The sequence below is a fragment of the Flavobacterium sp. genome (genome assembly GCF_039595935.1).
Classification (GTDB): domain Bacteria; phylum Bacteroidota; class Bacteroidia; order Flavobacteriales; family Flavobacteriaceae; genus Flavobacterium.
This window is the reverse complement of sequence record NZ_JBCNKR010000004.1, coordinates 1481111-1504049: the sequence shown is the minus strand read 5'-3', so window position 1 is coordinate 1504049 and position 22939 is coordinate 1481111. Positions and strand designations below refer to the sequence as shown.

The 22939-nt window shown below is 34.7% G+C and carries 17 protein-coding genes; 8 read left to right on the top strand and 9 right to left on the bottom strand.

Annotated elements, in window-relative coordinates; translation table 11 throughout:
* Positions 1-220 precede the first annotated feature (220 nt).
* Positions 221-2518, top strand: coding sequence for a beta-glucosidase BglX (gene bglX / locus ABDW27_RS06525; protein WP_343695142.1), 2298 nt, complete (start codon positions 221-223; stop codon positions 2516-2518).
* A 100-nt stretch (positions 2519-2618) separates the two neighbouring features.
* On the opposite strand, the gene ABDW27_RS06520 is transcribed toward bglX, so the two are convergent.
* Positions 2619-2954, bottom strand: coding sequence for a DUF5615 family PIN-like protein (locus ABDW27_RS06520; RefSeq protein WP_343695141.1), 336 nt, complete (start codon positions 2952-2954; stop codon positions 2619-2621).
* A complete protein-coding gene (locus tag ABDW27_RS06515) occupies positions 2954-3184 on the bottom strand; it encodes a DUF433 domain-containing protein (RefSeq protein WP_343695140.1) in 231 nt (76 codons plus the stop codon). Before ABDW27_RS06515 ends, ABDW27_RS06520 begins: the two co-directional genes overlap by 1 nt.
* Positions 3185-3477: 293 nt before the next feature.
* Here ABDW27_RS06515 and ABDW27_RS06510 point away from each other — a divergent pair, with 293 nt between their 5' ends.
* Positions 3478-4434 (top strand): aldo/keto reductase, encoded by a 957-nt coding sequence (locus tag ABDW27_RS06510; RefSeq protein WP_343695139.1) that lies wholly within the window; start codon positions 3478-3480, stop codon positions 4432-4434.
* Positions 4435-4623: 189 nt separating this feature from the next.
* Here ABDW27_RS06510 and ABDW27_RS06505 read toward each other — a convergent pair whose 3' ends face one another.
* The 7 genes from ABDW27_RS06505 to ABDW27_RS06475 all read right to left on the bottom strand — a co-directional run bounded on the left by ABDW27_RS06505 (position 4624) and on the right by ABDW27_RS06475 (position 12989).
* Positions 4624-5910 carry a beta-mannanase gene (locus ABDW27_RS06505; protein WP_343695138.1) on the bottom strand — a complete coding sequence of 429 codons (1287 nt, stop codon included), beginning with the start codon at positions 5908-5910 and terminating at the stop codon, positions 4624-4626.
* Between the two features lie 149 nt (positions 5911-6059).
* On the bottom strand, positions 6060-7292 hold the full coding sequence (locus ABDW27_RS06500; protein ID WP_343695137.1) for a glycosyl hydrolase: 1233 nt from the start codon (positions 7290-7292) through the stop codon (positions 6060-6062).
* 3 nt (positions 7293-7295) lie between these two features.
* Positions 7296-7841 (bottom strand): hypothetical protein, encoded by a 546-nt coding sequence (locus ABDW27_RS06495; RefSeq protein WP_343695136.1) that lies wholly within the window; start codon positions 7839-7841, stop codon positions 7296-7298.
* Positions 7842-7887: 46 nt separating this feature from the next.
* Entirely contained in the window at positions 7888-9078 is a 1191-nt protein-coding gene (locus tag ABDW27_RS06490; RefSeq protein ID WP_343695135.1) for an AGE family epimerase/isomerase, read from the bottom strand.
* 6 nt (positions 9079-9084) lie between these two features.
* Positions 9085-10275, bottom strand: coding sequence for a glycosidase (locus ABDW27_RS06485; protein WP_343695134.1), 1191 nt, complete (start codon positions 10273-10275; stop codon positions 9085-9087).
* 28 nt (positions 10276-10303) lie between these two features.
* Positions 10304-11695, bottom strand: coding sequence for an MFS transporter (locus ABDW27_RS06480; protein WP_343695133.1), 1392 nt, complete (start codon positions 11693-11695; stop codon positions 10304-10306).
* A gap of 151 nt (positions 11696-11846) precedes the next feature.
* Positions 11847-12989, bottom strand: coding sequence for a glycosyl hydrolase (locus tag ABDW27_RS06475; RefSeq protein ID WP_343695132.1), 1143 nt, complete (start codon positions 12987-12989; stop codon positions 11847-11849).
* Between the two features lie 305 nt (positions 12990-13294).
* Between ABDW27_RS06475 and ABDW27_RS06470 the strand changes: the two genes are divergently transcribed.
* The 6 genes from ABDW27_RS06470 (at position 13295) to ABDW27_RS06445 (ending at position 22664) form a co-directional block, all read left to right on the top strand.
* Positions 13295-14173 (top strand): AraC family transcriptional regulator, encoded by an 879-nt coding sequence (locus ABDW27_RS06470; protein ID WP_073417103.1) that lies wholly within the window; start codon positions 13295-13297, stop codon positions 14171-14173.
* A 310-nt stretch (positions 14174-14483) separates the two neighbouring features.
* Complete coding sequence (locus ABDW27_RS06465; protein ID WP_343695131.1) at positions 14484-17675, top strand: TonB-dependent receptor; 3192 nt, start codon at positions 14484-14486, stop codon at positions 17673-17675.
* 12 nt (positions 17676-17687) lie between these two features.
* Positions 17688-19286: a RagB/SusD family nutrient uptake outer membrane protein gene (locus tag ABDW27_RS06460; RefSeq protein WP_343695130.1), complete on the top strand. Its 1599-nt coding sequence runs from the start codon at positions 17688-17690 to the stop codon at positions 19284-19286.
* Positions 19287-19303: 17 nt separating this feature from the next.
* Positions 19304-20365: a hypothetical protein gene (locus tag ABDW27_RS06455; protein WP_343695129.1), complete on the top strand. Its 1062-nt coding sequence runs from the start codon at positions 19304-19306 to the stop codon at positions 20363-20365.
* A gap of 89 nt (positions 20366-20454) precedes the next feature.
* Positions 20455-21687: a glycoside hydrolase family 27 protein gene (locus tag ABDW27_RS06450; RefSeq protein ID WP_343695128.1), complete on the top strand. Its 1233-nt coding sequence runs from the start codon at positions 20455-20457 to the stop codon at positions 21685-21687.
* 11 nt (positions 21688-21698) lie between these two features.
* Positions 21699-22664 (top strand): glycoside hydrolase family 5 protein, encoded by a 966-nt coding sequence (locus ABDW27_RS06445; RefSeq protein WP_343695127.1) that lies wholly within the window; start codon positions 21699-21701, stop codon positions 22662-22664.
* Positions 22665-22939: the final 275 nt, after the last annotated feature.

Here is a 22939-nt window from a genome sequence, read left to right as displayed (position 1 = left end):
TACAAAGATTGAAGCGTCGTTACGGAATAACCAACGAAGATCCTTCGTTCCTCAGAATGACAAGATTGTGTGATGAAAAATAAAAAACAAAAACGCTCTTTTGAAACCGATTTGCGTAGGGATAGAAGTGGAAAGCCCACAGCCTGACGAAGGAAGAGCGAGGACTTGCAACGGATAGCCCGACCCGGAGGGACACGCCCAAAAACTAAATTATCTAACCATGAAAAATAAAAAAATAATAATTATTGGGGTTTTGTCCCTGTTTACCGTTGGAAATATGAATGCACAAAAAAAGCCGTATTTGGATAAAAATAAAACTGTTGAGCAAAGAATCGATTTGCTTTTACCGTTAATGACGTTGGAAGAAAAAGTAGGGCAGATGAACCAATATAATGGTTTTTGGGATGTTACGGGACCTGCCCCAAAAGGCGGAACTGCAGAACTGAAATATGAGCATTTAAGAAAAGGTTTAGTTGGTTCGATGCTGACGGTTCGCGGTGTAAAAGAAGTTCGCACCGTACAGAAAATTGCGGTTGAAGAAACACGATTAGGAATTCCGTTAATTATTGGTTTTGACGTAATACATGGTTATAAAACGTTAAGCCCGATTCCGTTGGCAGAAGCAGCAAGCTGGGATTTAGAAGCGATTAAAAAATCGGCGGCGATTGCAGCAGATGAAGCTTCGGCATCTGGAATAAACTGGACGTTTGGGCCAAATGTAGATGTTGCAAATGATGCACGCTGGGGACGTGTGATGGAAGGCGCGGGAGAAGATCCGTATTTGGGAAGTAAAGTGGGTTATGCCAGAGTAAAAGGTTTTCAGGGAGAAACAGTTGCTGATTTAGCTAAAGTAAATACGATTGCGGCTTGTGCAAAACACTTTGCAGCTTACGGTTATGTTGAGGCAGGATTGGAATATAATATTGTAGATATCAGTAATTCTAAATTGTACAATTCTGTTTTACCTCCGTTTGAAGCGACTGTAGAAGCCGGAGTTCGTACATTTATGAATTCGTTTAATACTTTAAATGGCGTTCCGGCAACTGGAAATGCTTTTTTACAAAGAGATATTTTAAAAGGAAAATGGAAGTTTGACGGATTTGTGATTTCAGATTATGCTTCGATTCGCGAAATGATTGCACACGGATATGCAAAAGACGAAGCCGATGCAACGGCAAAAGCTGTTATTGCTGGTTCTGATATGGATATGGAATCGTATTTATATGTAGCAAAATTGGTTGATTTGGTAAAATCTGGAAAAGTAAAAGAATCTTTGGTTGATGATGCTGTTCGAAGAATTCTTCGTGTGAAATTTGAATTGGGTTTATTTGATGATCCGTATAGATATTGTGATGAAAAACGTGAGAAAGAAGTTGTTGGAAGTAAAGCTAATAACGAAGGCGTTTTAGACATGGCGAAAAAATCTATTGTATTATTAAAGAATGAAAAGAATTTGCTTCCGCTAAAAAAATCAGGACAAAAAATTGCTTTGATTGGTGCTTTAGCAAACGATAAAAATAGTCCATTGGGAAGCTGGAGAATTGCCGCTGATGATAATACTGCGGTATCAGTTTTAGAAGGAATGCAGCAATACAAAGACAATCAATTGACTTTTGAAAAAGGAGTTGATTTATTGAAACAAAAAGCAACTTTCTTAACAGAAACGGTTTTCAATACAACAGACAAAAGCGGATTTGAAGCGGCAAAAACTGCTGCAAAAAATGCAGATGTTGTCGTAATGGTTTTAGGTGAATACGGTTTTCAAAGCGGAGAAGGAAGAAGTAGAACAGATTTAAATTTACCAGGTTTACAACAAGAATTACTAGAAGAAATTTATAAAGTAAATCCAAATGTAGTTTTGGTTTTGAATAACGGTCGCCCGTTGAGTATTCCGTGGGCTGCAGAAAATATTCCGGCTATTGTTGAAGCATGGCATTTAGGAACTCAGTCAGGAAATGCGATTGCACAGGTTTTATATGGAGATTATAACCCAAGTGGGAAACTGCCTATGTCGTTTCCTAGAAATGTAGGTCAAGTTCCAATTTATTATAACAAATACAGCACAGGAAGACCAGCAGATAGTGATAAAAATGTTTTCTGGTCACATTATATGGATGTGGAGAAAACGCCTCAATTTCCGTTTGGTTTTGGATTGAGTTACACAACTTTCGATTATAAAAATCTGAAAGTAAATAAAACTGCTTTTGCGAAAGGAGAAAAAGTTCAGATTAGTGTTGAGGTTACAAATACTGGAAATTATGATGGAAAAGAAGTTGTACAACTTTACATTCATGATGAATACGCAAGTATTGTTCGTCCGATAAAAGAATTGAAAGGTTTTGAATTGGTAAATTTGAAAAAAGGAGAAACTAAAACGGTAAACTTTACTTTAACGGATAAAGAACTTGGTTTTTATAATAACGAAGGGAATTATTTAGTTGAACCTGGAACTTTTAAAATTATGGTTGGAGGAAGCTCGGATAAAGGTTTGCAGAGTGGTTTTGAGATAAAAGAATAAAAGTTTTAATCTCGCAAAGTCGCAGAGTCGCAAAGTTTTTTTTTCGCCACGAATTCACGAATTAATTGTTTGAAAGTTCGTGAAATTGTAGCGATTTCTTTTAATAAACTTCTAAAATCATTAATTCGTCATTTAGAATAAATGATTCTATAATATCTTTTTTTGAGATAAGAAGTTCTGCTATTTGTTTTGTGTTTTTATTGAAAGTCTTTAAAATAATTACTTTTGGAGGAACTCCTTTAAGAAGTAATAATTTTTCAAAATCATCATCATGCGTGAGAATGGTAAAATTGTTTTTTCTAGCATACTCCCAAATCTCTAAATCTTTTGCAGGTTGATTTACAGGAATATCTTTAGAATGAAAACAAGCAGGGAAATCATTTTCAATAAGTTTTGTTATTCTCCACGAAATATTGGCATCTAAAAGCAGTTTCATTATGCCGCAATTATTTTTGTGATATTTTCTCTATTAGCTGCAAAAGCCAAAGCAGCAAGAATATGTTCTTTATTTAATTCAGGAAAATCTTCAATAATTTCATCGAAAGACATTCCTGTCGAAAGCCATGAAAGGATATCTGAAACACAAATTCTGGTTCCTGTAATTACAGGCTTACCAAATCTTATATCAGGATTTATTGAAATTAAATTTTGCCAGTTATTATTCATAATTTTTATAATTTATACAAATTTACAAAATTAAAGTCAATTATAATTTTAGCTTATTTAGCTAAAGCCCTTTTGATTGTGTTTATAATTTCATCCAGCTAAAGCTGTACACTATTGAAACTTTTTTTTAAAATTAAACTTTGCGGCTCTACGACTTTGCAAGATTAATTACAGGAAAATTTTTCTCTGGCAGATTTGGCAGATTTTTTTTTTATCTCCCAAATCAGCAAAATCTGCGGGAGTTTTTTTGTATTTTTAATTTCTATTAAAACTCCAACCCTTAAACTAAAACAATGGAATATAACAGATGTGGCAGAAGCGGATTATTACTGCCTGAAATTTCTTTAGGATTATGGCACAACTTCGGTTCGGTAGATAATTTTGAAAATGCCGAAAGTATTGCCGTTGAAGCTTTTGACAAAGGAATTACCCATTTTGATTTAGCCAATAATTATGGCCCGGTTCCGGGTTCTGCTGAAGAAAATTTCGGGAAAATATTATGGCATAATTTTCAGGGAAATCTGCGTGATGAAATCGTAATTTCGACAAAAGCCGGTTATACCATGTGGAAAGGGCCTTATGGTGATTGGGGTTCGAGAAAATATCTTCTTTCAAGTTTAGATCAGAGTTTGAAAAGAATGAGTATTGATTATGTAGATATTTTTTATTCCCATCGTCCAGATCCGGAAACGCCTATTGAAGAAACTATGATGGCACTGGATCACGCTGTTAGAAGCGGAAAAGCTTTATATGTAGGAATCAGTAATTATTCGGCAGAGCAGACTAGTGTTGCGGTTGATGTTTTAAAACAATTAGGAACGCCATGTTTGATTCATCAGGCGAAATATTCAATGTTGGAACGCTGGGTCGAGAACGGGTTATTGGACGTTTTAGAAGAAAAAGGAGTAGGCTGTATCGCATTTTCACCTTTGGCACAAGGACTTTTAACAGACAAATATTTAAACGGAATTCCGGAAAATTCAAGAGCGCATAATCCGAACGGACATTTAAAAGAAGATGAGGTGACGCAGGAAAGAATTCAGAAATTAATTCAATTAAACGAAATTGCGCAAAATAGAAATCAATCTTTAGCACAATTGGCTTTGGCGTGGCTTCAAAAAGACAAACGAATTACATCGGTTTTAATTGGTGCAAGTTCTGTAAAACAATTGTGCAATAATATTGATTGTTTGCAAAATACTGAATTTACGCATGATGAATTGAATGCGATTGAGAAGATATTAGCTTAATTTGCATTACATAATCTAAACAAAACTGGACTGAAGTCCAACCCTACAATATAGATCGAGCCAAAGGCTCTTTTAAAGTTCCGAAGGAACAAATTATATTGTAGAGCTGGACTTTAGTCCATTTATTAAGAGAATTTTTTTTATCAATCATCGAGAAAAAACAAAGAATACAATTTGATATGATTTCATTTATTTTTTGAATTGTAAATTGTATTTTTTTACAATCTCTAAAGTCGATTTATCCGAAGAAAAAACAGAATTCAAACCTTGCGGTTCCTGCGGCGGATCTGTAGTTAGCGGATCGCCCGGATTCCATTTTCCATCTTGAGTTACCGCTTTTCCTTCGCCTCCAAATCCCCAGAAATTGGCAGCTTGCAGCGGACCATTATTTTTTACACTTTCGGCAACTCGGCCAAAAATGTAATTGTAGAAAATATCCCGATTTACGACAGAAGATCCTGCAATTAGATTTTCATTTTCTCTTGGCAAACCAAATTCTTCAATAATAATCGGACGTTTTAAATTATTTGCCACTTTTATGTGATCATCAATATATTTTCCGGCATTTTCTAAAGTAGTTGGAAGCGTTTTTTCGGCATTATCTGCTTTAAACCAATTCCAGTTTTTTGGCCAAATATGCATTGTCAAATAATCGATGTTTGGATTCTGATGCGTGCGTTCAAAAATTTCCATACTGTCATTTGAACTGTTTTTGCCTTCAGAACCAGTCGAGATTAAGTGGTTTTTGTCTAAGCTGTCAATCAAATCGACAATGTTATTTAGCCAAACTGTGAATTTTTTTTCGTTTTCCGGCGTAAAAGTTCGCGGTTCATTTCCAACCTGCCAAGCCATAATGGTATTGTCTTCGGTATATTTCTTTTTAGAATACGAATTTATTCTGCCGATGATAAATTTTACATGATTTTCCAGAGCTTTCATGCAAGGTTCACAACTATGAAATTGCTCTGTATACGACATAAACTGTGGCCACGTATTAGGAGGAATTGCCGGAACCGGAATAGCACCTTTTCCATTCCATTCTAAATATTGTGACATTCCGCCAGACCATTCCCAGTTATTTGTCAAATACAAAACGGCATACATTTTACGTTTACTCATTTCATTTATGAGAAAATCAAGTCCGTCCAGTAAATCTTCGTCGTATTTTCCCTGCTCGTATTGCAGCGCCGGACGAACTGTAAAATCGTATTTTCCACCGTCAGCTCCAACTAAAATTCTTAGATTGTCTATTCTATTTTTCTTCATCAAATCTAGCTCGCGAAGCAGTCTTTTTCGGTCGCCAACTTTTTTCGAAGCCAGTAAACTTCCGTACCAATAATTGGTACCAATGTAAGCGTATGGTTTGTCGCCTTTATAAAATTGGTTTCCTTTTACGGTGATTTTTTCCTGCGCCTGACAAGCAATTACGGAGAAAATTAAAGCAAAGCTGAGGTTTTTTAGAAATATGTTTTTCATTGTTTATTTTTTAGTTGTGGGTGAGATGGCACACTGAATTTACTGATTTAAACAGATGAAAGCAGATTTTTTTATTATTTACATTGTTTATAAAATAACCGTGAAAATCTGTTTCATCTGTATAATCCGTGTGCCATCCAAGCGCAGTGTTATTTCGGCATTTCATACATTTTTGGCAGGGAATTTAATAATGTCGATTTTGTTTTGGTACTAAAGGTTTTAAAATCTGCTGCATTCGAAACCGAACCATTCGGAACATAATATCCGTCGCTGTTGTTGTTCCAGAACATTACATAACTTACCTGAATATCATTTGCTGTTAAAGCGTCGTATAAATAAGTTGAAAACCAGTTTGTAACTGGCGGAATTGAGCTTGTAACTCTGTAACCTGTTTCGGTTAAGGCTGCGATTTTTACTTTCGTTTTAGCAATATCAGAGATTATTTTCAGCTTAGCATTGGCTTTGCCAGAACCTGTTGTGCCTTGATTGTTGAAATCCCCATAATTATCCATTCCCAGAATATCAACATATTTATCGCCCGGATATCGGCTTAAATAACTGGCTTCTGTTGTGTATGAGTTGTCTGGAGAAAAAGCGTATAAAATGTTGTGAACGCCTTTTGTATTTTTTAAATAATCAACCGTAAATTGATATGCTTGTTTGTATTCATCGGCTGTGCAGAAATTTGCGCCCCACCAAAACCAGCTTCCGTCGAATTCATGAAACGGCCTGAAAATTATCGGAATCAATTCTCCGTTTGAGCCTTTTAAATTTAAAACTACACTTGCTACTTTATCCAGTTTTTTCTTGTACCATTCGTGATTCGTTCCGCCTGGTAAAATACTTTTAAAAGCCGTTGCTTTTTCTTGTGCAGACATATCTGCTGCATAGAAAGATTCATCTTTAAAAGGTTCTCTGATATGCCAGCTGAAAGTGTTGATTATGCCTTTCGCGTAAGCGGCTTTAACATCGCTTGTGATTTTTAGTTCCTGTTGATAAAACCAGTTATCGGCCTGATTGTTATTGTTTTTATCGGTAATAAACATAAAATCTGAGCCTAAAACTGCAGGATCAAAACCCGTGTTTTTTTTGATGTCAGAATCTCCTCCGGCATCCTGATAGAATCCATTAAAGGCGTCTTGCTGACCAATGGCAACTTTCGTTTGTGCCAGTTTTTTTAAATTATAAAATAAAGCAACAGTTTCTTTAGTCGCGCTTGCATCAACCATATAAGTTGCTGCATTTTGAGTTGTTAAGGGATCACTTTGCGTTGGCGGATTGACTATTACAACTTCTTCTTCGGTTTCTTTGTCTGACGAACAGCTTGCAAAGGCAAGAATTGATAAACTAATGCAGGCTATTTTTAATATTGTTTTTTTCATCTCTTATTTTTCAGGATTTTGTTTTAAAAACTCTTCTTCTGAAAGAGTGGTAACTTTTACATCATCAAAATAAATAGTGCCGTTTGTTTGTGCAAGAGCAAGCATAATGCGGACTTTTTTAGCATCGGCAGGAACTTTTACGATTTTTTTGTAATTCGTCCAATCGGTTGTGCCTTTTACTTGTGCAAAAGTTTCTGCTGTAATTTTTTTATCAGAAGAAGTCGTAAACTCTGCAATTGCCGCACCGGCTTTGTAGGCTTCTTTTTGTTCTTCGATACTTTCAGATTTTATCCAAATACTGAATTCCAGTGCATAAATATTTTTCGGAATGTTTATAATTTGATCAACAGCTTTCCATTCTGCACCCACATATTGATTGATGGCAGCGCAGTTTTTCCCTGATTTTTTATCATAAGGAGTTATATAAGCTGTTTCGCCGCCCTGCCAGTTTACAAATTCGTATTCAAAACCGGGATTTTTGACAAGATTTCCTTGTGCGTTTGTAATTGTAGTTAGAAATAAAAAACTAAAAAGAAAAAGTGTTTTCATAAGCAATATTTTTAATACAATACATTGATTTATAATAAAAAAGAATTTAATCTTTTATTCTCTGAATGAGTTCCATGCACGCGCGGCTGTTATGATACGGACATTTCCAAAATCCGGCTTTGTCTTTTTCGATTAATGAATAATCACGGTAAACGCCCCAAAACCATTCTCCGTTTTTAAGATCTAGAATGTGTTTTTGAATAAATTTCCAGTTTTTAAAAACAATTTCAAGATACTCTTCATTTCCGGTTAATTGATACGCGTTGTAAAAACCAATCAAAGCTTCGGCCTGAACCCACCAGTGTTTTTCTGCAATTAATTCGTTTTTTTCAGGATCAAATTCATACCATAAACCTCCGTCAGAATCCAAACCTTCTTTGGTAACTTCGGTCATTTGAACGGCGTGTTTTTTATAGTTTGCAATCAGATTTTCATCTTCTAAAACTTCAGCACATTGCAATAAAAGCCACGCTGCTTCAATATCGTGTCCATATGAAATCACGTCCGGTTTTTCGATCCAGTTTTCATCAAAAAATAAACTAAGATGTCCGGTTTCGGTATTGATGAAATATTTTTCGATTGTTTCTAATAATTCAATACTGTTTTTTCGAAGCGTTTCATCTTTCCATACTTTATACAAATTCGCATAAGCTTCAATAATATGCAAATGCGTGTTCATTGTCTTTTTTTCGTTGGCATCTTTATCGCTTAAACGCAAATCTTCAATGGGCTGCCAGTCGCGTGTAAAAGCTTCCAAATAGCCTTTATTTACAGGATCATAACTGTGCTCCTGAATTTTGAAATATAAATTTTTGGAAATTTCTAAAGCTTTTTCATCTTTTGAAATCGCATAATATTCGGTTAAACCATAAATAGCAAAAGCTAAAGCATAGATTTGGTTTTTAGTATCTTTTGGTGTTTTATAAGCATTGATACTCCAAAATATACCTCCAAATTCTGGATCATAAAAATATTTTGAAAGATATTCAAAAGCTCTTTCGGCAATTTGTTTATGATTCTCTTTTTTTGTGATTTGATAAGCTGATGAAAAACTCCAAAGAATTCTGGCGTTTAAAACAGAACCTTTTTCGGCATTGGCAATTACATGATCGTTAAAATCAATCTGACCAATGAAACCTTCATTTTCGTTATCAATGGTATGCTTTGTCCAATAATTAAAAATAGAATCAAGTTCAGTTTTTAATTCAGATTTAAGCTGCTTTAGTTTTGCTGGCACGGTGTCTTAAATTGCGTTATTTTTTTCAATTTGATTAATGATCGTTTCTACAGAACCTGCAGAAATAAAAGTATCTGCGGGAGTATTAGTCACATAATCAACTAATTTTTCTACAGACGAAACGGCAACATGCATTCTTGTATCTGATGATGCATAATATACATAAACTGTTCCGTCAGTATCTTCAATCCATCCATTTGAAAATAATACGTTTGATACGTCGCCAACTCTTTCAATTCCTTCCGGTCCCATAAAATGTCCTGCAGGAACGTGTGTCACTTTCGAAATATCATTTAAATCGGTCATGAACATATATAGTGTGTAGCGCAATCCGGCTGCCGTATTACGAACGCCGTGTGCTAAATGTAACCAGCCTTTTTCTGTTTTGATAGGGGCAGGACCGAGACCGTTTTTCAATTCATAAATGGTATGATATTGTTTCCCGAAGATGATTTTTTCTTCTTTTACAACCGGATTTGTCATATCGTCAACATATCCTAAACCAATTCCACCGCCGCTTCCAACATCAATAAATCCATCTTGCGGACGTGTATATAAAGCGTATTTTCCGTTTACGAATTCCGGATGCAAAACTACATTTCGCTGTTGTCCGGTATTTGAAATTAAATCCGGTAATCTTTCCCAATTTACTAAATCTTTCGAACGCACGATTCCGGCATTGGCTACAGCCGAACTTGTATCGCCTTTTGGAGCTTTTGGATCTTTTCTTTCGGTACAAAAAATGCCGTAAACCCAGCCGTCTTCATGGTTAATTAAACGCATATCGTAGACGTTTGTGTCTGGTTCTGCTGTTTGTGGAATCACGCACGGTTTGTCCCAAAATTTGAAATTATCAACTCCGTTTGGACTTTCTGCAATAGCAAAAAATGATTTTCTGTCGATTCCTTCAACGCGAACTGCCAAAAGATATTTTCCGTTCCATTTCATTGCTCCAGCGTTGAAAGCAGCATTTACGCCAATTCGTTCCTGCAAAAACGGATTTGTTTTTTCGTTTAAATCGAAACGCCAGTTCAACGGAACGTGAGCTGCAGTAACAACAGGATTTTTATAACGTTCGTAAATCCCGTTTCCGGCATTTTCTTCCGGTGTGTTTTTTTGTTCGATTAGTGCTTTATGTTCTTTTTCTAATGCTGCTTTTCTATTTTGAAAAGTAGTTGAAGCGGTTATTGTTGTCATATTTTTGATTTCGGTATCTGATTTGTATTTAGTTCATTTGGTCTCTTTTTTCGTTTAAATCTTGTTCTATCGTCTGGAGTTTTTCTTCGGATAAAGGATAGAATAATATAAAAGCGACTGATATTGCTGCTGCTATTGCAGGAAGAATACTTAGCATTAATTGAATTCCGTTTTGAGTTACGGCTGTTTGTTCAACATTGGCCTGAAATCCGTAATAACCTAAAAGCCATCCGGTTCCGGCACCGCCTATTGTCCATCCAAATTTTTGTGACATTGAGGATGCTGAGAAAACTAATCCGGTTGCTCTGCGGCCTTGTTTCCATTCTGAGTAATCGGCGCTGTCTGCATACATGGACCAGATTAAAGGGAAAATGCATCCTGCACAAATGCTGATTAAAACCTGAAAACTCATAATTAGGAAAACGTCTTCTTTTCCGAAGAAATAAAAGATCAAGCTTAAAATTGCGGCGATTGCCATTGCTCCAAAGAATGTTTTCTTTTTACCAATTTTATTAGCGATTGGCGTTGCGATAATTACGCCGATAATATTAGCAGCCTGACCCAAAACTAGATAAATAGAGGTTGGCGTCATGTGGAAATCGGTTCCGAAAAGTGAAAAATCGAAATTTACATTGCTGCTTACGTAATATTTGAAATAGTAAACTGCAGCTCCGTCTCTGATAGAATTAAAAACCAAAGTTCCGATTCCGGCTCCTAATAAAATCCACCAAGGTCTGTTTTTTAGAAGATCTTTTAAATCTTCTTTTAAGTTGGATTGTTCATTTTCGATAGGTTTTACTCTTTCTTTTGTGAAGAAAAAACAAGCCCAGAAAAATGCTGTTGTAATGATTCCGAAAACAATGATTGTTGCCAGCCAGCCAGTTTTAGAATTTAAGTTTCCTCCAAAATAATTTACAAGCGGTTCAATTAACCAAAGCGCCAATAGACTTCCGCCAAAAGCGAAAACCATTCTGTACGATGATAAAGTGTTTCTGTCTTTTCTGTCAGATGACATGACACCTAAAAGTGATGCGTACGGAACGTTGATTAACGAATAAATCATCATCATTAAGGAATAGGTTACGTAGGCGTAAATTATTTTTCCTTTTTCATCAAAATCCGGTGTGTAAAAAGTTAAAACTCCAATTACGGCAAAAGGAATCGCAACCCATAAAAGATACGGTCTGAATTTTCCCCATTTAGTTTTTGTTCTGTCGGCAATGATTCCTACGATTGGATCAAAGCAGGAATCCCAGATTCTGGTAATCAGGAACATGGTTCCTACAACGGCAGGCGCCAATCCGAAAACGTCGGTATAGAAAAACAAAAGATACATACTAAAGATTTTCCAGAACATTGATGACGCGGCGTCGCCAAGTCCGTAACCTATTTTTTCTTTTAAACTAATTTTGTCGTGCATTAGGCTTTTGTGGTTTTATTTGGTTAATTATTTTAATGTTTCTGTATATTTTTTTGACTCGGATAAAACGGATTTACTTCGTAAAAACGCGGATAAAAACAGATTTTATTTTTAAATTCTTTACCACGCAGATGACGCGGATTTTTAATTTTTAATTCTCAATTTTTAATTTTTTTAAGTCTTTTTCGAACAGTGTGTTTTTCATATTATAATATTCGATAAAATCTTTTTCGCTCGTTTGACCTTTGAATGGTGCGTAATAATGCATTTTTTGTTCTTTTTCCTGCCATCCGTGATTTCGCCATAATAATACATACGACATTTTATAATCGCCAATCGCTTTTGAGAACGTTCCTGTCCACCATTTTGGATCTGGAACAGCTTCGTATCCTGCTTCGGCAACGGCAATTAGTTTGTGTTTTTCCTGTCCAATTTCATTCAGAATTTTTAACTGACTTTGAACCTCTGCAATAAATTTTGTTCCTTCTTTATCATTGTTGTTTTGATAAGAATCAAAACTTAAAATATCAGCAAAATCATCTCCAGGATAATTGGTCAGAAAATCTTCTTTTGAGTTGAAACTACCTGTGTTATAAACATAAATTAAATTATGCACGCCTTTTTTCTGCAGATATTCGAAGGTAAATTTCCATGCAGTTTTAAATTCTTCTGGTGTGCAGTTTCCTTTTCCCCACCAAAACCAGCCTCCTGAAAGTTCATGATAAGGTCTGAATAAAATCGGAATATTTTTTCCTTTTTTATCTTTTAACGAAAGAAAGAAATTCGCCGCTTTGTCTAACCAAGAAGTAAATTTTTGATGATTTTCTCCGCCTGGTAAAATGGTTTTTAGCGAATTTGGTTTGTTGTCCCAGGCACTTCCTCCGGTTGCCGGATTATCAAAATGCCAGCTTATTGTTGAAATTCCGCCTCTTTCGTTGGCATCAATAATATATTGTTTCATTTTTGAGAACGGAACGCCATCTATATTATTAAGGTTGTCTTTTTCTAAACCTGCAATATCCCATCCGTAAACTGCTGGATAATCGCCAACAACATCTTTAATGTCGCTTCTGCCGTTTTCGTATTTCCAGTTTACGCCATAAGCAAGATCATCCTGATGTCCGAAAAGATATCCTTTTTGAGTAAGCTGGTTTAGTTTTTTGTATAATGAAACGGTTTCAGATGTTGCTTTTTTATCTGAAAGTGACAATTTCGTATTACTATTATTATGTTGCGCAGAACACGAAGATCCTAATAATGCGGTTACTAAAAGCTTAAAAAAGTATTTTTTCATTTTTGAAAATATTGTTTTTCAGCGCATTCTTAAATTTTGATTTAAAATTATCAATTTGCTGCTGAAGGTCGATTTCTCTATTTGTAATTCGGTATTGTTTTCCTGCTAAAATTATTAAAACTATAAAAAGATTGAATATTAAAAATGATTAATGTTTATTATTAATACTGATTCTGCAAAGTTGATAATTCTATTTTTCAAAGATAAATTTATGTTTATAGCGTAATTAATATTATTTTATCAATTATATATCATATTATTGCAGAAAAAAATCAATTGATATCACCTAATAACAGTTTTAAGAGATGAGTACTGCTAAAAATTTTTATAGAGAAATCGCCCCGCTTTCAGCCGGAGATAGTTTTTTAGTCTTTGACAGAGTTAAAGATAGTTTTGATTTTCCGGTTCATTATCATCCTGAGTTTGAGATTAATTTTATTTTGAATGGAAAAGGAGTAAGACGTGTTGTTGGTGATAATATTGAAGAAATTGATAATGTAGAATTGGTTTTAATCGGACCAAATTTATATCATGGCTGGGAACTGAATAAATGTACGAACAAAAAAATCCACGAAATTACGATTCAGTTTCATAATGATTTATTTCATGAATCTTTACTGGCAAGACGCATTATGAATCCGATTCGCGATATGTTTAATCGTTCGATTCACGGCATTTTATTTTCTAAAAAAGTCGCCGAAGAATTAACGCCACGATTGGTAAGGCTCTCAAAACTTGATGGTATGGACTATTTTTTGGAAATCACTTCCTTATTATATGATCTTGCCAATTCGAGAAATCAACGTTTACTTTCTACTTATACGGTTGACTACGACAAATTTGATGATTACGACAAAATGAAATTGGTATATGAATATGTACAAAAACATTTTGCGGATAAAATTACTTTAGAAGACGTGGCAAATGTGGCGAGCATGTCTATAATTTCTTTTAATCGTTTTATTAAAAAACGCACCGGAAAAACTTTTGTCAATTATATTAATGATATTCGAATAGGATATGCAGCAAGATGGCTGGTTGAAAAAGATATGAGTGTTTCTGAAGTGGCGTTTAAATCCGGCTTTAATAATATTGCGAACTTCAATCGTAGCTTTAAGGCTATTAAAAATTGTACTCCTAGTCAATATCGTGAGGATTTTTCTGGATTAAAACGTATTTTGTAGTGATACTTTTTTTTCACAAATAAATATTATTTTTAACGAAAACGTTTGATTTTTGCAATTTCGTTAACTTTTCTTTATAGTTTGTGGTTGTTTAGGGTTGCTTGATTGCGAATAATTCAATTTTTCATTGGTTTTATTTTGATATGTGTTTTTTTAAGTAGATATAGTAAAAATATTATCATTAAATGATGGAATACTATCGATTTGATAATTTCTTCTGTTATAGATTTGTTAAATAATTTCGAAGTAAAAGTTACCCTTTATTGCTTAATTATAATGAAGACAAATTTAAACTAACCAAACACTTATTATGAAAAAACTACTGACCAATTTTATTCATTGGAATGCTAACCACAGAGCAATTCCTTTGATATTATTTTTGTTACTGAGTAATTTTGCTCTTGCTCAGATAAAAGTTTCGGGAACGGTATCTGATGAAAAAGGATTATCGATTCCGGGTGCGAATATCTCCATCGCCGGTTCTAAAACAACTACTTCGACCGATTTTGATGGAAAATATTCTATCGATGTTCCGGCAAATGCAACTCTTGTATATTCATTTATTGGATTTAATACACAAAAGATTGCTGTTGATGGAAGAAAAACTATCAATGTAATTTTAAAATCTAGTGCCGAAGACTTAAAAGATGTTGTTGTAATTGGTTACGGTACACAAAAGAGAAAAGATGTTAATAGTGCGATTTCAAGCATTAGTTCAAAAGATATTGAAAACCTGAAATTTGCTTCATTTGACCAAATGATGCAGGGTAAAGCAGCCGGGGTTGTTGTAAACAGTAACTCTGGAGAACCTGGAAGTAACGTTTCGGTAAAAATTAGAGGGGTTTCTTCTTTAACAGGAACAAACGAACCTTTGTATGTAATTGACGGAGTTCCAATTTCCGGAGATGCGAGAAACTCATCTACTTCTGGAAGAAATGCTCAGGGGAATTCTAACTTTTCAAATAACGGAAATATTACGCAGAGCCCGTTAGCACTTATTAATCCAAGTGATATTGAGTCTATAGATATTTTAAAAGATGCTTCTGCAACAGCGATTTATGGTTCGCGTGGTGCAAACGGGGTTGTAATTGTTACTACAAAATCGGGTAAAAAAGGAACGGGAAAATTATCTTTCGAAAATTCTTATTCTGTGAGTAATCTTCCTAAAAGACTTCATTCTATGAATCTACAGGAATATGCCATTCACCAAAATGCTTTGGCAGATGTTTACGATCCTACAGCTCGTCGTCCTGAATTTGCTCACCCTGAATTATTAGGAAAAGGAACAGACTGGCAGGATGCTATTTACCAAACAGGATTTATGTCTTCTAATCAATTGTCTTTCTCAGGAGGCAAAGAAGGAATTAATTACTATATCTCCGGAGGAGTTTTAAAACAAGACGGTATTGTAATCGAATCTGGATTCAAGAGATATAATTTTAGAACTAATATTGATGCTAAAGTAAACAGCTTTATTAGAGTAGGAGTAAATATCAGCGGTGCAATTACGGATGAAAAATTAACTTTAAACGGTCAGTTTAACGGAGTTGTTGCTACTTCATTATTAGCAACACCGGATGTGGCTGTTAGAGAATTATCCGGAGCGTTTGCAGGGCCTCCAACTGGCGGAAACACTTCTTTTGTAAACCCGGTTGCTGTTTCTTTATTAGGTTCTAATACTTTAGTTAGAAAAAACTATTCTGGAAACTTCTACACTCAGGTAGATTTATTTAAAGGTTTAGATTATCGTTTTGAAGCGGGTGGATATATTTATGATAATTTAGGCCAGCGTTTTGATCCAATGTATTCTTTAGGAAATGCGGTAAAAAGCTATGCAAACTTGTATTACAATCCATCAACTGGAAATTCATGGAACTTAAAAAACATGCTTACTTATAAAAATACTATTGGTAAACACAATTTTACAGTTTTAGCCGTACAAGAATCAAACAGAGCTCATTGGGAAGGATATTCTATAACAGGTTACGGTTATAAGGATAATAATGACAAATCGCTTTCTGCTTCAGATTTATCTAAGGCAGTTACAAGCGGAGTTTATTCAGGAACACAGACTTTGTCTTCTTATTTAGGAAGGGTGGTTTACGATTATGCTGACAGATATAGTCTGACTGGTGCCGTTAGAACGGACGGATCTTCAAAATTCTTTGTTGGAAATAAATGGGGTGTTTTTAGTTCTGTAAGCGGTTCATGGAAACTTTCGAATGAATCTTTTATGGAAAGCACTAAAAAGTATGTAGACAATATTAAAATTAGAGCAGGTTGGGGACAAACTGGTAACAACCAAATCGGGAATAATTTATACGATTCTAATCTGCATATTGTTAATAGTACAATGGGAACGTCTTATCTTCCGTCAAATACGCCAAATAAAGATTTGAAATGGGAAACTCAGGAGCAGACAAACTTAGGATTAGATTTTACAATGTTTGATTCTAAACTTACAGCAACGGTTGATGTTTATAAAAAAGTATCTAAAAACTTCTTATACCAGGTACCTCTTCCAAATTACCTTTCTGGTGGTGGAGATTATGAAGGTGGTGTGAATCCTCCATATTTTAACCTTGGAAGTATGCAGAATAAAGGTATTGAGATTACTTTGGGCTACACAGAAAAATTCTCAGACAACTTTACATGGAATTCTAACTTAAACTTTACTAAATATGTAAATAAAGTGACAGATATGGCTGGTTTGAATATTGTGAAAACAATGAATACACTGGCTTATAACACTGTAACAGTTTCAAGAACTCAGGAAGGACTTCCAATTGGTTCATTCATTGGTTACGAAGCCGTAGGGATTTACAGAACAGATCAGGATTTATTGACTTATGGACATACAGCAGGAGGAACTCAGGTGCCTTTAAAAGACGGAACAAACTCTTTGAAACCAGAATTTCAAAAAGGAGATGTTATCTATAAAGATCAAAACAACGATGGTGTTATTGACTTAAATGACTTAGTTCCTATCGGAAATCCAAATCCAAAATTCACTTACGGATTCACCAATAATTTCAAATACAAAAATGTTGATTTGTCAATTTTCCTTCAGGGAACAGCAGGAAATAAATTAATGAACTTAACTCGTTTGTCTGGAACGATGAATAGTTACATGGGAACAAACTATTTAACGGAAGCAGCGGATTTTTATTCAGCAGTAAATACAGATGCTTCTCTGCCAAGACCTTCAACTTATGATAATATTAATAATGCAATTTCAACACGCCATATAGAGGACGGTTCATATTTAAGAATTCAAAACGTAACATTAGGATATTCTCTTCCTTCTGATATAATTTCTAAAATTAAGCTGTCAAGATTGAGACTTTATGCTTCAGGACAAAATTTATTCACTTTTACAAAATACAAAGGATATGATCCTGAGGTGGGTTCATATAACCAGGATGCTTTACTTTCTGGTGTTGACAATGGCCGTTATCCGGTACCAAGACAAATAACTTTTGGTTTTAATGTTGAATTTTAATACGAAATTAATATGAAAAATATATTTAAAAGAAGCAGTGCAGTTGCTTTGACATTTTTAATGCTGATGTCATCATCTTGTTCGCAGGATTTTATCGACGTGCCGGCAGAAGGAACTCCTACGATTGGTAATTACTACGATTCAGATGAAAAGCTTGATAATGCATCAAACGGATTGTACGGAATTGTATGGTTTAATATGAATAAATCGGCATTTTACGGAATCACAGATGTTATTTCAGGAAACATGTATGCAAGTCAATACAATGATTTTGGAAAATTTACAGATTTAAGTTTTACAAATTCACAGGCATTTATTTCAGATGCATGGAGATCATGTTTTGGAGCAATTGCAAACTCAAATGCATATATCAACAATTTGCCACAAAGTGTTGGGCCGGCAGTTAGTAACGAAGCTTTGAACAATGCATTGGGAGAGGCTCATTTTATCAGAGCGTTTTCTTATTTCTTCTTAGTAAGACTTTGGGGAAATGTACCAATTATCGAAAACAATGCTGATTATTCTAAAAACTATGTTATCCCGAGTAATCCGGTTGCAGACGTTTATACTTTTATCGAAAATGATTTAAAATTTGCAATCGATAATTTAAGATCAAAAAACAGAGGTTCAAATTATGCTGCAAATGCACACGTTTCAAGCGGATCTGCAAAAGCATTTTTAGCAAAAGTGTATTTATATCAAAAGAAATATGAATTGGCAAGAGCAATGGCTCAGGAAGTTATCAATAGCGGTGAATTCAAATTATTAGGAGGAGACGAACTTCCAACAAAATCTTTTGCAGATTTATGGCTTCAAAAAAACAACAATAACGAAGAGTCTATCTTTTCATGGCAATGGACTGGAGCTGGAACTTATTTTGAAGGAAACTTTTCAAACACATTATTCGCTCCGGAAAACAGATTGGTTGAAACAACGTATTCTGGACAAATTGCGCCATCTCAGGATTTAATTCATAATGTTTTTGAAAATGGAGATAAAAGAAGAATTGAAACTTTTATGCTTCCGGGGGATTATTATCCAAACATCACGTATGCGCAGACACTTGCTGTTGATTCTCCAAAACTTTTAGGATATACATTTGAATTAGCAAATGAAGCTCAGAATTCTGGTGCCGGATTAAAAAAATACGTAATCGGAAAAGAAAATTTACCAATAACAGGACCTTTCAATGCGCCATTTAATGGAGAAAGCAGTATGAATAGTTATATGATGCGTTATGCTGAATTATTATTAATTCATGCCGAAGCCATTTTAGGATCTCAAACAGGAAGTACTACAGATGCAAATGCATTAAAATCATATAACGCAGTTCGTAAAAGAGCAGGTTTAGCGCCAAAAACCGCCATTACTTTTGATGATATTTTTAGAGAAAGACGTGCAGAATTAGCTTGCGAAGGAGATTATTATTTTGATTTAGGACGTCTTCCGTTCAGTCAGGCCAAAGCCATTTTAGAAGCACAAAACAGAGGAGATAAACAAAACGAAAAACACATTACCATTTCGGCATCAAATCTTTTACTGCCTTATCCTGCAGATGATTTAATTAAAAATCCAAAATTAACAGAAGTAGCTCCGTATACTTTTAAATAATTTTAAAAATATAAATTATGAAAAATATAAAAATTGTTTCGTTAGCGGCATGCATGGCATGGATGTTATCTTTAATGCTTTTTACTTCATGCTCAAATGATGATAATAATGGTTCTGAAGCTTACAGCGGTCCGCCGGTTATTGAATCAGTTTCTCCATCGGGATATAATGAAGATGGAAGCATGAAACCCTTAACTCCGGTTACAGTTGGAGACCCGAAGAATTATTATGTAATTCACGGAAAAGGGCTTTTGTCAACTACAAAAATCTATTTTAATGATTATGATACGTATTTCAGACCCACTTTTGTAACAGATACTGATATCATTGTATTAATTGATGAAAACACACCATATGCAAATGCATCAAATAAATTAAAAGTAGTTACCAAAAGCGGTACAGCTCTTTATGATTTTACAGTTGCGCCACCGGTTCCAACATTCTCTGGATTTAATTTTATTAATTGTGCAGAAGGCGATCAGGTAACTATTAAAGGTAAGTATTTCTTAAATCCGGTTGTAACACTTGCAAAAACAGCAACATTACCAGAAGTTCCGGTAACCGTAGTTTCTTCAACATTAGAAGAAATAGTGATCAAAGTACCTGCAAATGCAGATAAAAGATATCTTGCTGTAACTAATATTTCTGGAACAGCGGTTTCTAAAGAAGCGATTGGTACAGCATTGTACGATGATAAATTATACGGCATGCAATGGGGTGGACCTTGGGCTGGAAAAGGTGTTGATTTTGAATATGATGGAGATTCTTATCAGGGTGAAAAATCATGGAAATGGGAATTCGGACAATGGGACGGTGGAAACTGGGGCTTCAATGTTGATATGACACCTTATAAAGCAATCAGAATTGCCGTTAAAGGAGCAAAAAATGGTCAGGTTAATTTTAGTGTAAACGGAGGGCCAAATTATGTAATTCCGGTTACAGCTGCGTGGGTTTACATGGAAATTCCTTTAAATAAATTAGGAGATCCAACAAGCGTAACAATGTTAACATTCCAGGAATCAAATAATGATGGTGGAAACACTGTATTGTTTGACGACATCGGATTTGTATTAAAATAAAAAAAATATCAAGTTGAGTTAGTTTGAGATATTCCCTAGTTGAAAAATTAGGGAATATCTTTTTATAACATCTTTTTAAATTTTATAAAATGAAGAAAATAATTTTAGGATTAGCTTTATGCTTTTCAGTTTTCGGCTTCAGCCAAGGAAATACACATACACAAACAGCCGGAAAATTTGAAGGTTTAGCTATGACACCGCCAATGGGATGGAATTCATGGAATACATTCGCAACCAATATAGATGAAAAATTAGTAAAAGAAACGGCTGATATTATGGTTTCATCCGGATTGGCCGCCGCGGGTTATAACTATATAGTATTAGACGACGGCTGGATGACAAAAGAGCGCGATGCAAACGGAGATTTAATTCCGGATCCGGTAAAATTTCCTAGCGGAATGAAAGCCTTAATAGATTATGTACACAGCAAAGGTTTAAAATTTGGTTTATACAATTGTGCAGGAACGCAAACCTGCGCCGGATATCCGGGAACTCGCGGTTACGAATATCAGGATGCCCGTTTTTATGCCAAATTAGGAATCGATTTCCTAAAATATGATTGGTGTAACACAAAAGGAATTACAGCGCCAGAAGCTTATACAACAATGAGCAACGCATTAAAGACTGCCGGAAGACCCATTGTTTTCAGTCTTTGCGAATGGGGAGATAATCAGCCGTGGGAATGGGGAAAACCTGTCGGAAATCTTTGGAGAATATCTGGAGACATTTATCCTTGTTTTGACTGCGAATTCAAACATCCTGAAAACTGGTCGTCTTGGGGATTTATGAAAATTGCCGAAATGCGAAAAGATATCCGTAAATATTCTGGTCCAGATCATTGGAATGACTTTGATATGATGGAAGTAGGAAACGAAATGAATGATACCGAAGATAAATCGCATTTTGCCATGTGGTGCATGCTTTCGTCACCATTATTTACAGGAAACGATTATAGAAAAATGTCAAAAGAAACGCTGGCAATTTTAACTAATAAAGAATTAATTGCCATAAATCAGGATAAATTAGGAATTCAGGGCTTTAAACATTCGGCAGAAGATGGTCTGGAAGTTTGGGTAAAACCTTTGTCAGACGGAAACTGGGCTGTAACTTTTTTAAACAGAAGCGAAGTTTCGAAAAAAATTAATTTCGACTGGAAAAAGAATGCAATAAAAGATGTAGATTTCGGCTATGAAGCTGACTTTCAAAAAACAACGTTCAAACTAAAAAATCTTTGGACAAATAAAGATGCAGGAAACACAAAAAAGAATTTTACAGCAGAATTAGCTTCACATGATTGCATAACATTAAAATTGTCTCTTTAAAATTTAAATTTATGATGAAGTTTAAAAAGTTAATTACAATTACATTCTTATTAATGTGCGGTTTTATAAATGCACAGTTTGTTAAAAAACACGGACAATTAAGTCTTCAGGGAACCCAGCTCGTTGATAAAAATAACGAACCCATAGTTTTACGCGGATTAAGTTTTGGCTGGCATAGTATGTGGCCAAGATTTTATAATGAAAAAGCAGTAAGCTGGCTCAAAAAAGACTTTAATTGCAATGTGGTTCGCGCCGCAATGGGAATTGAACTTGGAGATTACTCTTATACTAATGATCCGCAGTTCTCAAAAGAAAAAATCGAAGCCGTAATTAACGGAGCAATCAAGTCTGATATATATGTAATTATCGATTGGCACAGTCATAATGTTAATTTAAAAGAAGCAAAAGCATTCTTTGCTGAAATGTCTCAAAAGTATGGTAAGTATCCTAATATAATATATGAGATATTTAATGAACCTGATTACGAAACCTGGTGGGAAGTCAAAACCTATGCAGAAGAAGTAATAAGTGTGATTAGAGAAAATGATCCCAACAATATTATATTGGTAGGATCGCCGCATTGGGATCAGGATGTTGATCTTCCGGCAGAAGATCCAATTTTAGGATATAATAATATAATGTATACAATGCACTTTTATGCAGCAACACACGGTAAAGAATTAAGAGACCGTACTGATTTAGCTTTAAAAAGAGGTATACCGATATTTGTATCCGAATCTGCCGGGATGGAAGCTTCTGGTGATGGACCATTAAACTTAAAAGCATGGCAGGAATATATTGACTGGATGGAATCAAAAAAACTTAGCTGGATAACATGGTCGGTTTCTGATAAAGATGAAACGTGCTCTATTTTAAAGAAATCTGCAAAATCAGATGGAAAATGGAAAGATGAAGATTTAAAAGAATCGGGACTTAAGGTTCGAGAGTTTTTAAGAAAATACAATACTGCCGAATAAAAAAGCATTTTGATTAATAATAAGCCTGTTCAAATTTGGACAGGCTTTTTTGTTTTATATGCAGTTTTATGTGTTTAGTTAAGCTAGAGATAGAGAGGAATTCAGGAGTGTTAGTTTTGTAGGAATTTTTTATCAGTGATTATTGAGTTTTATTTAATTTTAGTTTTGAGGATGATGTTTTGGTTTTTGTTTTTAATTTGCAAATACCCCCTAAATTTTATAGGGGTGTGGTTTTTTTAAGTTGCTTTTGGTGAATTTTTAGTCTGTTTTTTCAT

Coding starts and splice junctions, on each gene's coding strand:
- bglX (WP_343695142.1), top strand. CDS start 221: ATGAAAAATAAAAAAATAATAATTATTGGGGTTTTGTCCCTGTTTACC.
- ABDW27_RS06520 (WP_343695141.1), bottom strand. CDS start 2,954: ATGAAACTGCTTTTAGATGCCAATATTTCGTGGAGAATAACAAAACTT.
- ABDW27_RS06515 (WP_343695140.1), bottom strand. CDS start 3,184: ATGAATAATAACTGGCAAAATTTAATTTCAATAAATCCTGATATAAGA.
- ABDW27_RS06510 (WP_343695139.1), top strand. CDS start 3,478: ATGGAATATAACAGATGTGGCAGAAGCGGATTATTACTGCCTGAAATT.
- ABDW27_RS06505 (WP_343695138.1), bottom strand. CDS start 5,910: ATGAAAAACATATTTCTAAAAAACCTCAGCTTTGCTTTAATTTTCTCC.
- ABDW27_RS06500 (WP_343695137.1), bottom strand. CDS start 7,292: ATGAAAAAAACAATATTAAAAATAGCCTGCATTAGTTTATCAATTCTT.
- ABDW27_RS06495 (WP_343695136.1), bottom strand. CDS start 7,841: ATGAAAACACTTTTTCTTTTTAGTTTTTTATTTCTAACTACAATTACA.
- ABDW27_RS06485 (WP_343695134.1), bottom strand. CDS start 10,275: ATGACAACAATAACCGCTTCAACTACTTTTCAAAATAGAAAAGCAGCA.
- ABDW27_RS06480 (WP_343695133.1), bottom strand. CDS start 11,695: ATGCACGACAAAATTAGTTTAAAAGAAAAAATAGGTTACGGACTTGGC.
- ABDW27_RS06475 (WP_343695132.1), bottom strand. CDS start 12,989: ATGAAAAAATACTTTTTTAAGCTTTTAGTAACCGCATTATTAGGATCT.
- ABDW27_RS06470 (WP_073417103.1), top strand. CDS start 13,295: ATGAGTACTGCTAAAAATTTTTATAGAGAAATCGCCCCGCTTTCAGCC.
- ABDW27_RS06465 (WP_343695131.1), top strand. CDS start 14,484: ATGAAAAAACTACTGACCAATTTTATTCATTGGAATGCTAACCACAGA.
- ABDW27_RS06460 (WP_343695130.1), top strand. CDS start 17,688: ATGAAAAATATATTTAAAAGAAGCAGTGCAGTTGCTTTGACATTTTTA.
- ABDW27_RS06455 (WP_343695129.1), top strand. CDS start 19,304: ATGAAAAATATAAAAATTGTTTCGTTAGCGGCATGCATGGCATGGATG.
- ABDW27_RS06450 (WP_343695128.1), top strand. CDS start 20,455: ATGAAGAAAATAATTTTAGGATTAGCTTTATGCTTTTCAGTTTTCGGC.
- ABDW27_RS06445 (WP_343695127.1), top strand. CDS start 21,699: ATGATGAAGTTTAAAAAGTTAATTACAATTACATTCTTATTAATGTGC.